This is a genomic window from Lonepinella sp. MS14435 (assembly GCF_042485795.1).
Classification (GTDB): Bacteria; Pseudomonadota; Gammaproteobacteria; order Enterobacterales; family Pasteurellaceae; genus Lonepinella.
The window spans coordinates 142,217-156,154 of record NZ_CP169368.1 but is presented as its reverse complement, the minus strand read 5'-3'; the positions used below and the strand labels follow the sequence as shown (position 1 = coordinate 156,154).

Genomic DNA, 13,938 nt, shown 5'->3' with positions numbered 1-13,938 from the left:
TCTGAGATAATAACCAAAAACAGGTATTTTCATTATGAATGAACAACAAATTAAATTATTGGCTAATGAATTAGCTAAAAACCTCAAAACACCAGAAGATCTCAATCAGCTTTCTCGCGTGCTGAAAAAAATCACTGTGGAAGCCGCTCTCAATACTGAGCTTACAGAACATCTTGGTTATAAGAAAAATCAGCCAAGAAAGGCTAAAAATAGCCGAAATGGTTATAGTCAAAAAACCTTGCTCACCGATGAGGGAGATATTGAACTCAACATTCCCCGAGATCGTGAAAGCACCTTTGAACCCCAAATTATTAAGAAAAATCAAACTCGCATCACGGGTATGGATGAGCAAATCATTGCCTTATATGCCAAAGGGTTAAGTACTCAAGAGATTGTTGATTCGTTTAAGGAATTTTATGATGCCGATGTTTCACCTAGCCTAATTTCTCGGGTGACTGATTCAGTCAAAGAACGCATTATTGAGTGGCAAAATGAACCCCTTAACGCGGTGTATGCCATTGTTTATTTGGATTGTATCGTGGTGAAAGTTCGCCAAGACGGACGCATTATCAATAAAGCCGTGTTTGTCGCTCTTGGTGTGAATCTGGACGGACGCAAAGAGCTGCTAGGACTATGGATTGCCGAAAATGAAGGGGCAAAATTTTGGTTAAACGTGCTAACCGAGCTTAAAAATCGTGGCGTACAGGATATTCTGATTGCTTGCATTGATGGTTTAAAAGGCTTTCCTGATGCGATTAATACTGTTTTTCCTGAAACGAAAATTCAGCTTTGTATCGTGCATATGGTTCGTAATAGTTTGAAATATGTCACTTGGAAAGATTACAAAGCCGTGACAGGGGATTTAAAGCTGATTTATCAAGCACCTACGGAACAGGTCGCCCTACAGGCACTGGCTAATTTTGAGCAAAAATGGCAAGCAAAATACCCCTTAATCGCCAAAAGCTGGCAGACTCATTGGGCGAATTTAGCCACGATTTTCAGCTATCCTGACGATATTCGCAAGGCAATTTACACGACAAATGCGATAGAATCGTTAAATAGCGTGATTCGACGAGTGATTAAAAAACGAAATGTCTTCCCGACAGATGAATCCGTGATTAAAATCATCTGGCTTGCGATTAAAAATGCGTCTAAAAAATGGTCAATGCCAATCCGAAATTGGCGAGCAGCATTGAACCATTTTGTGCTAGAATTTGGTGATCGCTTAAATGATCACCTTTAAGTGAAATTGGTGTTTACACAAAATATGGGATAGGCTCCACTTTTGCTATTTATTTTAGTTAGTTTGAATTACCAACCTTTTACTACACCATCTTTAAAATGTTTTACCGCTTCTTGGTAAACTTCCTCGGTTTGGTAGGCTTTTACAAAGTTTTGTACTGCTGCACTGTCTTTGTTATCTTGACGGGCAACGATGATATTTACGTATGGACTGTCTTTATCTTCCACAAACACACCATTGTCAGAAGTATTTAAACCAACTTGACCAGCATAAGTATTGTTAACTACAGCTAAATCTACATCATCTAATGCTCGAGCTGCAACTGCTGTATCAACAGGTGTTATTTGTAGATTTTTTGGATTTTCTACAATATCTAATGGTGTTGCATTTAAATTAGTATTGTCTTTTAATTTAATTAAACCTTGTTTTTCTAATAAGATTAAGGCACGACCTTGGTTAGATGGATCATTTGGTACAGCTACTTTTGCACTGTCTTTTAATTCAGATACATTTTTAATCGTTTTTGAATAACCAGCTAATGGGTAAACGAAAGTGTTGCCTACGATCACAAGGTTAGTGATGTTATTTGCTTTGGTATCACTGTCTAAATAAGGTTTATGCTGCATTGCATTGATATCTAAATCACCTTTGCTTACTGCTGGGTTTGGTAATGCGTAGTCGTTAAATTCAACGAATTTTACATTTAGATTATATTTTTCTTTGGCTACTTTAGCAGCAATTTCAGCTACTTGATGTTCAGGACCTGACATGACACCGACAGTAATGGTTTGTGGTGCAGGCTGTGCCGCAGCTGCGACTACTTCAGGTTTCTTCTCATCTTTACAAGCTGTTAAAGCGAATACAGATGTCATTGCAGTGATAGTGAGTAATTTTTTTAAATTCATAAAATGTTCCTTGTTAGAAAGTTAAATTAACGATGATCGAAATGATCAGCGAGTTTATTGCCGTATCTTTCGCAGATCATCACGATTAATACAATGATAATAGTTGCAATCCACAGTACATAAGGCATATTGCGATGTAAACCATAAGAAATGGCAGTATTGCCTAAACCGCCACCACCGACAGCCCCAGCCATGGCAGAATAACCAATTAGTGTGACGAGGGTAAGGGTTGTGGCTTTGATAAGCATTGGTAACGCTTCAGGTAAATAAAACTTGGTGACTAACTGCCATACCGTTGTCCCCATTGCTTTCGCTGTTTCAGTTAAGCCACTAGGAATATCGCCAAGTGCATTGGCAGTTAAGCGAGCAAAAAATGGCATTGCAGCAACACCTAGTGGGATAATAGAAGCAGTTGTACCCAATGTAGTACCGACCAAAAAGCGTGTGATAGGCATTAAGTCGAATAATAAAATAATGAACGGAATAGAGCGTCCAACGTTGATTAAGGCCTCTAAAATACGATTCACTTTAGGGTTTGTTAAGGCTTGATTTGGTTGGGTTAAGAATGTCCATATACCTAATGGTAAGCCGAACACAATAGCAAAAAGTGTCGCTGCAAAACTCATATAAATAGTTTCATAGGTACTTGAGCCAATTAATGCCCATACTTGCGGGGTGATTTGACCGATAAAGCCGTTGATAAAATTATCCCACATAACCTAACACCTCCACACGTACGTTACTTTCCATTAAATAAATTTTTGCTTGGGTAATAGCATCTTCGTCACCTTCTACTTCTGCAATGGTGAAACCGAATTTTGTACCACCAGCGTAATCAATTTGTGACATTAATATGTTAAAGGATACATTAAACCGCCGTGAAGTTTGGGAGATTAATGGGGCATCGACAGAGCGTCCAGTAAATTCAAAGCGAATAATTGGTGATGAATTCGGGGATTTTGGGACATCAGAAAGTAATGCCAGATATTCTTCGGGCAAGTAGTTTTGGAAAGTAGCTTGAATAAATTCTTGTGCTAACTCTGTTTTTGGATTAGAAAAAATTTCACTAACAGTGCCTTGTTCAATTAAGACACCATGGTCGATTACTGCCACTTGGTCACAAATACGTTTTACTACGTCCATTTCATGGGTAATTAATAAAATGGTGATGCCTAAAGTGCGGTTAATATCTTTTAATAATTTTAGGATAGATTGTGTGGTTGCAGGATCTAATGCACTGGTGGCTTCATCACATAACAATACGTGCGGATCACTAGCTAATGCTCTTGCAATCGCAACACGTTGTTTTTGACCACCAGATAAATTGGCAGGATAAACATCTTTTTTATCAGTTAAACCAACTAGTGCTAAAAGTGCGGTGACTTTTTGTTGAATTTTTTGTTTGTTAGCTTTTTCTAATTCTAGTGGCAATGCTACGTTATCAAACACTGTGCGAGAGCTGAGTAGATTAAAATGTTGGAAAATCATACCGATATTACGGCGTTCTGCGATAAGTTGATGATCATTAAGTACGGTGAGATCTTTGCCATCAACAATCACTGAACCAGAGGTCGGGCGTTCTAATAAGTTGACACAGCGAATTAACGTGCTTTTACCAGCACCAGAAGCACCGATTACGCCACAGATACTTCCTGCGGGAACATGTAATGAAACATTATCTAATGCGGTGAGTTTTTTGTCTGCAATATCAAAAACTTTGGTGATATTTTTTAGCTTAATCATATAAGCCCTTTAATTAATGATTAAAAATATAATAGTTTTGTGTATTTTAGATGTCTATATGTCTATGTCAATAATTATTCGTTGGCTTTTTAGAATATATCGTTATCAATTAGAACATTTATGTGATAATTAAGAGGATAAATGTCATATATAAAGGAAAATAAAAATGAATAAAGCAATTTTTTTAGATCGGGATGGTACCTTAAATGTTGATCACGGTTATGTTCATCAAATAGATGATTTTGAATTTATTGAGGGGAGCATTGAAGCCTTGCAACAATTAAAATCCATGGGGTATTTGTTGGTAGTAGTGACTAACCAATCAGGGATTGCACGTGGTTATTTTAGCGAAGATCAGTTTTTGCAATTAACAGAGTGGATGGATTGGTCACTGGCAGATCGGGGTGTTGATTTAGATGGGATTTATTATTGTCCGCATCATCCTGAGGGAAAAGGTGAGTTTCGGCAAGAATGTGATTGTCGTAAGCCCAAAGGAGGAATGTTATTGCAGGCGATTAAAGAATTGAATATTGATCCAAGTAGATCTTTTATGGTTGGGGATAAATTGGAAGATTTGCAGGCGGGAATGGCAGCGAATGTGGCTTATAAGGTACTGGTAAAAACAGGAAAACCAATCTCGGAACAAGGTGAAAAATTAGCAGATTATGTACTAGATAGCGTGGCAGATTTGCCAAAATTGATTAAGAAGCTGAAAAACTGAACAGTCAGATAGAATTTTAGATTTTTTTACAAAAAACACTTGCAAAGGATTTCCAGATCTCTATAATACGCTGCACACAACGACACGCTGTTGTGAAAATTGAAATCAAACAGTGTGTCGTTTTATTTTCGCTTTAAAACAGCGATTTGTTCTTTAATAATTTATCAGACAATCTGTGTGGGCACTTGTTGATTGACTAGTTTTAAAAAATTAAATAAAACTTGAAGTCTTAATAGGTGCTTAACTTAGAAATTCATTAACTTTTTGTTCTTTTGAGAATGAAAAGCAAGATTTAGAAGCAAGCAGTTTATTGAGCGATCGAACTTAAATTGAAGAGTTTGATCATGGCTCAGATTGAACGCTGGCGGCAGGCTTAACACATGCAAGTCGAACGGTAGCAGGAAGTACTTGTACTTTGCTGACGAGTGGCGGACGGGTGAGTAATGCTTGGGAATCTGGCTTATGGAGGGGGATAACTACGGGAAACTGTAGCTAATACCGCGTAGTGTCGAGAGACGAAAGACTGGGAACTTAGGTCCAGTTGCCATAAGATGAGCCCAAGTGGGATTAGGTAGTTGGTGGGGTAAAGGCCTACCAAGCCGACGATCTCTAGCTGGTCTGAGAGGATGACCAGCCACACTGGAACTGAGACACGGTCCAGACTCCTACGGGAGGCAGCAGTGGGGAATATTGCGCAATGGGGGTAACCCTGACGCAGCCATGCCGCGTGAATGAAGAAGGCCTTCGGGTTGTAAAGTTCTTTCGGTGGTGAGGAAGGTAGTTGTTTTAATAGAACAGCTAATTGACGTTAACTACAGAAGAAGCACCGGCTAACTCCGTGCCAGCAGCCGCGGTAATACGGAGGGTGCGAGCGTTAATCGGAATAACTGGGCGTAAAGGGCACGCAGGCGGTTACTTAAGTGAGATGTGAAATCCCAGAGCTTAACTTTGGAATAGCATTTCAGACTGGGTAGCTAGAGTACTTTAGGGAGGGGTAGAATTCCACGTGTAGCGGTGAAATGCGTAGAGATGTGGAGGAATACCGAAGGCGAAGGCAGCCCCTTGGGAAGATACTGACGCTCATGTGCGAAAGCGTGGGGAGCAAACAGGATTAGATACCCTGGTAGTCCACGCTGTAAACGATGTCGATTTGGGGATTGGGCTTTAGGCTTGGTGCCCGTAGCAAACGTGATAAATCGACCGCCTGGGGAGTACGGCCGCAAGGTTAAAACTCAAATGAATTGACGGGGGCCCGCACAAGCGGTGGAGCATGTGGTTTAATTCGATGCAACGCGAAGAACCTTACCTACTCTTGACATCCATAGAAGAACTTAGAGATAAGTTTGTGCCTTCGGGAGCTATGAGACAGGTGCTGCATGGCTGTCGTCAGCTCGTGTTGTGAAATGTTGGGTTAAGTCCCGCAACGAGCGCAACCCTTATCCTTTGTTGCCAGCATGTAGTGATGGGAACTCAAAGGAGACTGCCAGTGATAAACTGGAGGAAGGTGGGGATGACGTCAAGTCATCATGGCCCTTACGAGTAGGGCTACACACGTGCTACAATGGTGCATACAGAGGGTAACCAACCTGCGAGGGGGAGTGAATCTCAGAAAGTGCATCGTAGTCCGGATTGGAGTCTGCAACTCGACTCCATGAAGTCGGAATCGCTAGTAATCGCAAATCAGAATGTTGCGGTGAATACGTTCCCGGGCCTTGTACACACCGCCCGTCACACCATGGGAGTGGGTTGTACCAGAAGTAGATAGCTTAACCGGAAGGGGGGCGTTTACCACGGTATGATTCATGACTGGGGTGAAGTCGTAACAAGGTAACCGTAGGGGAACCTGCGGTTGGATCACCTCCTTAGTAATCAGAGGACAGATGACAGAAGACAGAAGACAGAAATGTCAGGTCACTGTGATATTGTTACTCAAAGAAACGAAGCGACAGCAAGTGTTCACACAGATTGTTTGATAGAACGATGAAAGCAAGTATATTTCAGAAGAAAGTAATTGTGATGAGAAGTTAGGGTGTTCAGTTTTTTCTGTTATCTGTCTTCTGTCATCCGTCTTCTGAGCCCTACGGGTCTGTAGCTCAGGTGGTTAGAGCGCACCCCTGATAAGGGTGAGGTCGGTGGTTCAAGTCCACTCAGACCCACCACTTTCAGATGTCAGATGACAGGAGTCAGATGGCAGAGAAAGTAAGCGTAGGGAATAGAAATAGCAACACTGTCATCTGATAGCTGTTGTCTGTTATCTGAATGGGGATATAGCTCAGCTGGGAGAGCGCCTGCCTTGCACGCAGGAGGTCAGCGGTTCGATCCCGCTTATCTCCACCAAACAAAAAACTTGTTGTTATCATCATTGTTAAGCTAACTAAGTTGGAAAATAAAAACAAAAAATTAGTTGATTTAACTAAGTTAATTTAACAATGATGATAGGCGAAAGCCGATAATCTTATGTTCTTTAAAAAATTGGAAACAAGCTGAAAACTGAGAGATTTTCGAAAGAAAGTCTGAGTAGAAGAAAAAAATCTTGACTGAACAAAAGCAGTCAAGTGTTTAGTTGAAACAGCGACTGAAGATGTGAAAGCACAAGCAAAACGAAAGTGAAGCAGCAAGAACATTTGAGGTTGTATAGTTAAGTGACTAAGCGTACACGGTGGATGCCTAGGCAATCAGAGGCGAAGAAGGACGTGCTAATCTGCGAAAAGCTTGGATGAGTCGATAAGAGGCGTTTAATCCAAGATATCCGAATGGGGAAACCCAGTAGATGAAGAATCTACTATCGTTATTTGAATACATAGAATAACGAGGCAAACCGGGAGAACTGAAACATCTAAGTACCCCGAGGAAAAGAAATCAACCGAGATTCTGTGAGTAGCGGCGAGCGAAAGCGGAGGAGCCGTTAGTGATAGCGATAAAACTAAGAGAATGAACTGGGAAGTTCAACGACACAGGGTGATAGTCCCGTATCTGAAAGTTATATTGTGGTACTAAGCTAACAAGAAGTAGGGCGGAACACGAGAAATTCTGTCTGAAGATAGGGGGACCATCCTCTAAGGCTAAATACTCCTGATTGACCGATAGTGAACCAGTACTGTGAAGGAAAGGCGAAAAGAACCCCAGCGAGGGGAGTGAAATAGAACCTGAAACCGTGTACGTACAAGCAGTGGGAGCTCCGTCACTTAATGATTTTCAATCATTAAGTGACTACGTAGAAGTCAGATAACAGACGGTAGATGGCAGTAGAAATAGAACTGTAATCTGAAATCTGTGTTCTGTCATCTGAAACGGAGTCAGTTAATGGCGAGAGCCATTAAGTGACGGAGTGACTGCGTACCTTTTGTATAATGGGTCAGCGACTTATATTTTGTAGCGAGGTTAACCGAATAGGGGAGCCGAAGGGAAACCGAGTCTTAACTGGGCGGCAAGTTGCAAGGTATAGACCCGAAACCCGGTGATCTAGCCATGGGCAGGTTGAAGGTTGGGTAACACTAATTGGAGGACCGAACCGACTAATGTTGAAAAATTAGCGGATGACTTGTGGCTGGGGGTGAAAGGCCAATCAAACCGGGAGATAGCTGGTTCTCCCCGAAATCTATTTAGGTAGAGCCTTGAGCGAACACCTTCGGGGGTAGAGCACTGTTTCGGCTAGGGGTCCATCCCGGATTACCAACCCGATGCAAACTGCGAATACCGAAGAGTGATACTCAGGAGACACACGGTGGGTGCTAACGTCCATCGTGAAGAGGGAAACAACCCAGACCGCCAGCTAAGGTCCCAAAGTACTAGTTAAGTGGGAAACGAAGTGGGAAGGCTTAGACAGCTAGGATGTTGGCTTAGAAGCAGCCATCATTTAAAGAAAGCGTAATAGCTCACTAGTCGAGTCGGCCTGCGCGGAAGATGTAACGGGGCTAAAACTAGTCACCGAAGCTGCGGCATCAGTGGTAACACTGTTGGGTAGGGGAGCGTTGTGTAAGCGGAAGAAGGTGAGTCGAGAGGCTTGCTGGACGTATCACAAGTGCGAATGCTGACATAAGTAACGATAAAACGAGTGAAAAACTCGTTCGCCGGAAGACCAAGGGTTCCTGTCCAACGTTAATCGGGGCAGGGTGAGTCGGCCCCTAAGGCGAGGCTGAAAAGCGTAGTCGATGGGAAACGGGTTAATATTCCCGTACTTGGATAAATTGCGATGTGGGGACGGAGAAGGTTAGGCAAGCAGCCTATTGGATGGCTGTTTAAGCGTGTAGGTGGGGGATTTAGGCAAATCCGAATCCCCATTCAACACTAAGGCGTGATGACGAGCTCCTAAGGGAGCGAAGTTGTTGATACCACACTTCCAGGAAAAGCCACTAAGCTTCAGGTTTATCTAAACCGTACTGAAAACCGACACAGGTGGTCAGGTAGAGAATACTCAGGCGCTTGAGAGAACTCGGGTGAAGGAACTAGGCAAAATAGCACCGTAACTTCGGGAGAAGGTGCGCCGGCGTAGATTGTAGTCTTTTACAGATGAAGGTTGAACCGGTCGAAGATACCAGCTGGCTGCAACTGTTTATTAAAAACACAGCACTCTGCAAACACGAAAGTGGACGTATAGGGTGTGATGCCTGCCCGGTGCTGGAAGGTTAATTGATGGTGTTATCGAAAGAGAAGCACCTGATCGAAGCCCCAGTAAACGGCGGCCGTAACTATAACGGTCCTAAGGTAGCGAAATTCCTTGTCGGGTAAGTTCCGACCTGCACGAATGGCATAATGATGGCCAGGCTGTCTCCACCCGAGACTCAGTGAAATTGAAATCGCCGTGAAGATGCGGTGTACCCGCGGCTAGACGGAAAGACCCCGTGAACCTTTACTATAGCTTGACACTGAACCTTGAATTTTGATGTGTAGGATAGGTGGGAGTCAGAGAAACTTAAACGCCAGTTTGAGTGGAGACGACCTTGAAATACCACCCTTTAACGTTTGATGTTCTAACGAAATATCTGGAACGGGTATTCGGACAGTGTCTGGTGGGTAGTTTGACTGGGGCGGTCTCCTCCCAAAGAGTAACGGAGGAGCACGAAGGTTTGCTAATGACGGTCGGACATCGTCAGGTTAGTGCAATGGTAAAAGCAAGCTTAACTGCGAGACGGACAAGTCGAGCAGGTACGAAAGTAGGTCATAGTGATCCGGTGGTTCTGAATGGAAGGGCCATCGCTCAACGGATAAAAGGTACTCCGGGGATAACAGGCTGATACCGCCCAAGAGTTCATATCGACGGCGGTGTTTGGCACCTCGATGTCGGCTCATCACATCCTGGGGCTGAAGTAGGTCCCAAGGGTATGGCTGTTCGCCATTTAAAGTGGTACGCGAGCTGGGTTTAGAACGTCGTGAGACAGTTCGGTCCCTATCTGCCGTGGGCGTTGGAGAATTGGTTGGGGCTGCTCCTAGTACGAGAGGACCGGAGTGGACGCATCCCTGGTGTTCCAGTTGTTTCGCCAGAAGCATTGCTGGGTAGCTACATGCGGAAGAGATAAGTGCTGAAAGCATCTAAGCACGAAACTTGCCAAGAGATGAGTTCTCCCACACAGAAGTGTGTAAGGGTTGTTTAAGACGAAGACGTAGATAGGCTGGATGTGTAAGTGATGTGAGTCATTGAGCTAACCAGTACTAATTGCCCGAGAGGCTTAACTATACAACGCTCAAGTGGTTTTGATTCAGAAGACAGATGTCAGAAGACAGAAGACAGTTGAAGAGCGTGAAAGTAACGAACAGACAAAAAAGAAAATCGAACAGACAGCTTGTTTCAAATTTAAAGAACAAAATACAAAAAGGAAAGAATTAAGTAGGATACAGGATAACACACGGTACAGCCGTCTGAAACCTGTTTTATCTGAACCCTGATTTCCTGATGGTCATAATGCAGTAGTGCCACCTGAACCCATGCCGAACTCAGAAGTGAAATGCTGTGATGCCGATGGTAGTGTTGGGAATCCCAATGTGAGAGTAGGTCGCCATCAGGTTTTTTATTATCAAGTAAAACCCCAGTTACGTGAGTAGCTGGGGTTTTATCATTTAATAGGCATAGTAGATAAAAAATATTGCTATTTTCTGTATCAACTATGCCCTATATCTACAAACTCTGATGCAGTGTTTGCACAGAATACACATCACAACCATCTAAACTTTTCACGCCCTCAACTAGGGCTTCTGCCCCTGATAAAGTGGTTTGTAAAAAGACTTTTTGTTGCAATGCACTTTGGCGAATAGAATGGCTATCTGTAATACTTTCTGGGCTGCTGCCAACAGTATTAATAATCATCGCAATCTCACTGTTTTTAATGGCATCCACAATATGCGGACGACCTTCACGCACTTTGTTGACGATTTGAGCGAATACACCGTTTTCTTTTAGGAATTTTGCCGTGCCGATAGTGGCACACAAGCCATAGCCTTGTTCTTGCAAACGATGTGCCACAGGCAACAGGCGGTCTTTGTCTTTGTTATCCACAGAAACAAACACTTTACCTGTTTTTGGAATTCGTTCATTCGCCCCTAATTCTGCTTTCAAGAAAGCTTCTGAGAAAGTTTTACCTACGCCCATAACTTCACCTGTTGAACGCATTTCAGGTCCAAGAATGGTGTCCACACCGGGGAATTTAATGAACGGGAACACCGCTTCTTTCACTGAATAGTAGTGGGGGATAATTTCCCCTTGAATACCTTGTTCCGCCAATGAAATGCCTGCCATCACTCGAGCCGCAATTTTCGCCAAGGAACGACCTGTGGCTTTGCTGACAAATGGCACGGTACGGCTGGCACGTGGATTCACTTCTAACACATAAATCACGTTATCTTGCACGGCAAATTGTACGTTCATCAAACCAACAACTTTTAACGCTTGCGCCATTGCTGCCGTTTGACGGCGGATTTCATCTTGAATTGGCTGGCTCAAGGAATATGGCGGTAAAGAACAAGCGGAGTCACCACTGTGGATCCCTGCCTGTTCAATGTGTTGCATAATGCCACCAATCACCACGTCTTTGCCGTCACAAATACAGTCCACGTCCACTTCAATGGCGTTGTTTAAGAAATGGTCAAGCAAAATCGGGCTGTCTTCCGACACTTGCACCGCTTCACGCATATATTTATTGAGTTCATCCACGTTATACACAATCTGCATCGCCCGACCGCCCAACACATAAGACGGACGCACCACCAACGGATAACCCACTTCGCCCGCCAATTTCACCGCTTCCACCACATTGCGAGCGGTGCGGTTATTCGGTTGTTTTAAGCCGAGATCGTACAAGATTTTTTGGAAACGTTCACGGTCTTCGGCAGCATCAATGCTATCTGCGGACGTGCCGATAATGTTCACGCCGTTGTCGTGCAAAGCGTTCGCCAATTTTAACGGCGTTTGGCCGCCGTAATGCACAATCACGCCGTACGGATTTTCCACGTGGATAATTTCTAACACGTCTTCCAATGTCAACGGCTCAAAATATAAACGTTCAGACGTATCAAAATCGGTAGAAACCGTTTCAGGGTTGCAGTTGACCATAATGGTTTCAAAACCGCTTTCACGCAAGGCAAGGGCAGCGTGAACGCAGCAATAGTCAAACTCAATGCCTTGTCCGATACGGTTCGGGCCACCGCCTAAAATCATAATTTTTTTGCGATCTGATGGACGGCTTTCACATTCTTCTTCATAGGTGGAATAAAGATAGGCAGTATCCGATTTAAACTCACCCGCACAGGTATCCACCCGTTTGTAAACTGGGTGTAGGTTTAATAAAACGCGTTTATTTCTGACCGCACTTTCTCCTGCTTTGGTGAGCTGACCGATACGTTTATCGGAAAATCCTTTGCGTTTTAAACGGCGAAGTTCGGCGTAATCTAATTCGTCTAACGTGCGTTTTTCTAACGCTAATTCTTCTTGTACTAAGTCTTGAATTTGAATCAAGAACCAAGGATCGATTTTGGAGTAATGATGCACTTCTTCCAAGCTGAAACCTGCTCCGAACGCATCCGCCACATATAAAATGCGGTTAGATCCGGGGTTGCCTAATTCGCTACGGATTTTTTCAGGTTCTTCAGAAAGCAAATTAAAACCGCAAATCCCTGTCTCTAAGCCACGCAAGGCTTTTTGCAAACTTTCTTGGAACGTGCGACCCATTGCCATCACTTCACCCACGGATTTCATTTGGGTGGTTAAACGGTCGTCCGCTTGTGGGAATTTCTCGAAAGCAAAACGAGGCACTTTGGTCACCACATAGTCAATGGACGGCTCAAAAGATGCTGGAATTAAACCGCCTGTAATGTCGTTACGCAGTTCGTTAAGCGTATAACCCACTGCCAATTTGGCTGCCACTTTGGCAATCGGGAAGCCTGTTGCTTTACTTGCCAATGCAGAAGAACGGCTCACTCGTGGGTTCATTTCAATCACGATCATCTCGCCATTGTCGGGATTAATGGCAAATTGCACGTTTGAACCGCCCGTATCCACGCCGATTTCACGCAACACTGCAAGGCTTGCATTACGCATAATTTGGTATTCTTTATCGGTCAAGGTTTGAGCTGGGGCAACGGTGATGCTGTCGCCCGTATGCACGCCCATTGGGTCAAAGTTTTCAATGGAACACACGATAATACAGTTGTCCGCTTTATCACGCACCACTTCCATTTCGTATTCTTTCCAGCCCAATACCGACTGCTCAATCAACAGTTCGTGGGTCGGTGACGCATCAAAACCCCGTTCACAAATGGCTTGAAATTCATCACGGTTATAAGCAATCCCACCGCCTGAACCGCCCATGGTGAAAGACGGACGAATTAGGGTCGGAAAGCCGACAGCTTCTTGGGCTTTCCACGCCTCATCAAAGGTGTGACATACAAAAGAACGCGGTGTATTTAAACCAATTTTCGCCATCGCTTCTTTGAAACGCCCACGGTCTTCGGCTTTATCAATGGCATCTTCGGTCGCCCCGATGAGTTCCACATTGTATTTTTTCAACACACCGTTTTTGGATAAATCCAACGCACAATTCAACGCCGTTTGTCCGCCCATGGTCGGCAAAATCGCATCAGGGCGTTCTTTTTCAATGATTTTTTCCACCGTTTGCCATTGAATCGGTTCAATGTAGGTCACATCCGCCATATTCGGGTCAGTCATAATGGTGGCCGGGTTGGAGTTAACCAACACCACTTTATAGCCTTCTTCTCGCAAGGCTTTACAGGCTTGTGCCCCTGAATAGTCAAATTCACAGGCTTGACCGATCACAATCGGACCAGCCCCGATAATTAATATTGTGTTTATGTCGTTACGTTTTGGCATTTTTATTTCC

General features: G+C 43.7%; 6 protein-coding genes, 2 tRNA genes and 3 rRNA genes. 7 read left to right on the top strand and 4 right to left on the bottom strand.

What is annotated here, in order from left to right; genetic code table 11:
• Window positions 1-34: 34 nt before the first annotated feature.
• Window positions 35-1,243 (top strand): IS256 family transposase, encoded by a 1,209-nt coding sequence (locus tag O1Q80_RS00730; RefSeq protein WP_386695086.1) that lies wholly within the window; start codon window positions 35-37, stop codon window positions 1,241-1,243.
• Window positions 1,244-1,311: 68 nt separating this feature from the next.
• On the opposite strand, the gene O1Q80_RS00725 is transcribed toward O1Q80_RS00730, so the two are convergent.
• From O1Q80_RS00725 to metN, 3 genes are read right to left on the bottom strand one after another with little or no spacing between them, the layout of a single operon-like run.
• Window positions 1,312-2,148 carry a MetQ/NlpA family lipoprotein gene (locus O1Q80_RS00725; RefSeq protein ID WP_386695084.1) on the bottom strand — a complete coding sequence of 279 codons (837 nt, stop codon included), beginning with the start codon at window positions 2,146-2,148 and terminating at the stop codon, window positions 1,312-1,314.
• Between the two features lie 26 nt (window positions 2,149-2,174).
• The gene (locus O1Q80_RS00720; protein ID WP_386695082.1) at window positions 2,175-2,864 is read right to left on the bottom strand and encodes a methionine ABC transporter permease; all 690 of its coding nucleotides are present in this window, start codon (window positions 2,862-2,864) and stop codon (window positions 2,175-2,177) included.
• Window positions 2,854-3,891, bottom strand: a complete 1,038-nt coding sequence (gene metN / locus O1Q80_RS00715) for a methionine ABC transporter ATP-binding protein MetN (protein ID WP_386687651.1) — start codon at window positions 3,889-3,891, stop codon at window positions 2,854-2,856. The genes O1Q80_RS00720 and metN overlap by 11 nt, the downstream gene beginning before the upstream one ends.
• A gap of 166 nt (window positions 3,892-4,057) precedes the next feature.
• Here metN and gmhB point away from each other — a divergent pair, with 166 nt between their 5' ends.
• The 6 genes from gmhB (at window position 4,058) to rrf (ending at window position 10,614) form a co-directional block, all read left to right on the top strand.
• Complete coding sequence (gmhB, locus tag O1Q80_RS00710; protein ID WP_386687649.1) at window positions 4,058-4,612, top strand: D-glycero-beta-D-manno-heptose 1,7-bisphosphate 7-phosphatase; 555 nt, start codon at window positions 4,058-4,060, stop codon at window positions 4,610-4,612.
• A gap of 326 nt (window positions 4,613-4,938) precedes the next feature.
• Window positions 4,939-6,477: ribosomal RNA gene (locus O1Q80_RS00705) — 16S ribosomal RNA — on the top strand.
• A 217-nt stretch (window positions 6,478-6,694) separates the two neighbouring features.
• A tRNA-Ile gene (locus tag O1Q80_RS00700) sits at window positions 6,695-6,771 on the top strand.
• Between the two features lie 102 nt (window positions 6,772-6,873).
• Window positions 6,874-6,949, top strand: a tRNA-Ala gene (locus tag O1Q80_RS00695).
• Window positions 6,950-7,248: 299 nt separating this feature from the next.
• Window positions 7,249-10,286, top strand: a 23S ribosomal RNA gene (locus tag O1Q80_RS00690).
• A 212-nt stretch (window positions 10,287-10,498) separates the two neighbouring features.
• A 5S ribosomal RNA gene (rrf, locus tag O1Q80_RS00685) occupies window positions 10,499-10,614 on the top strand.
• The 16S, 23S and 5S rRNA genes sit together here with 2 tRNA genes alongside, the layout of an rRNA operon.
• A 110-nt stretch (window positions 10,615-10,724) precedes the next feature.
• Here the strand turns inward: rrf and carB are convergent.
• On the bottom strand, window positions 10,725-13,928 hold the full coding sequence (gene carB, locus O1Q80_RS00680; protein ID WP_386695080.1) for a carbamoyl-phosphate synthase large subunit: 3,204 nt from the start codon (window positions 13,926-13,928) through the stop codon (window positions 10,725-10,727).
• Between the last annotated feature and the right edge of the window lie 10 nt (window positions 13,929-13,938).

Coding starts and splice junctions, on each gene's coding strand:
- O1Q80_RS00720 (WP_386695082.1), bottom strand. CDS start 2,864: ATGTGGGATAATTTTATCAACGGCTTTATCGGTCAAATCACCCCGCAA.
- O1Q80_RS00730 (WP_386695086.1), top strand. CDS start 35: ATGAATGAACAACAAATTAAATTATTGGCTAATGAATTAGCTAAAAAC.
- carB (WP_386695080.1), bottom strand. CDS start 13,928: ATGCCAAAACGTAACGACATAAACACAATATTAATTATCGGGGCTGGT.
- O1Q80_RS00725 (WP_386695084.1), bottom strand. CDS start 2,148: ATGAATTTAAAAAAATTACTCACTATCACTGCAATGACATCTGTATTC.
- gmhB (WP_386687649.1), top strand. CDS start 4,058: ATGAATAAAGCAATTTTTTTAGATCGGGATGGTACCTTAAATGTTGAT.
- metN (WP_386687651.1), bottom strand. CDS start 3,891: ATGATTAAGCTAAAAAATATCACCAAAGTTTTTGATATTGCAGACAAA.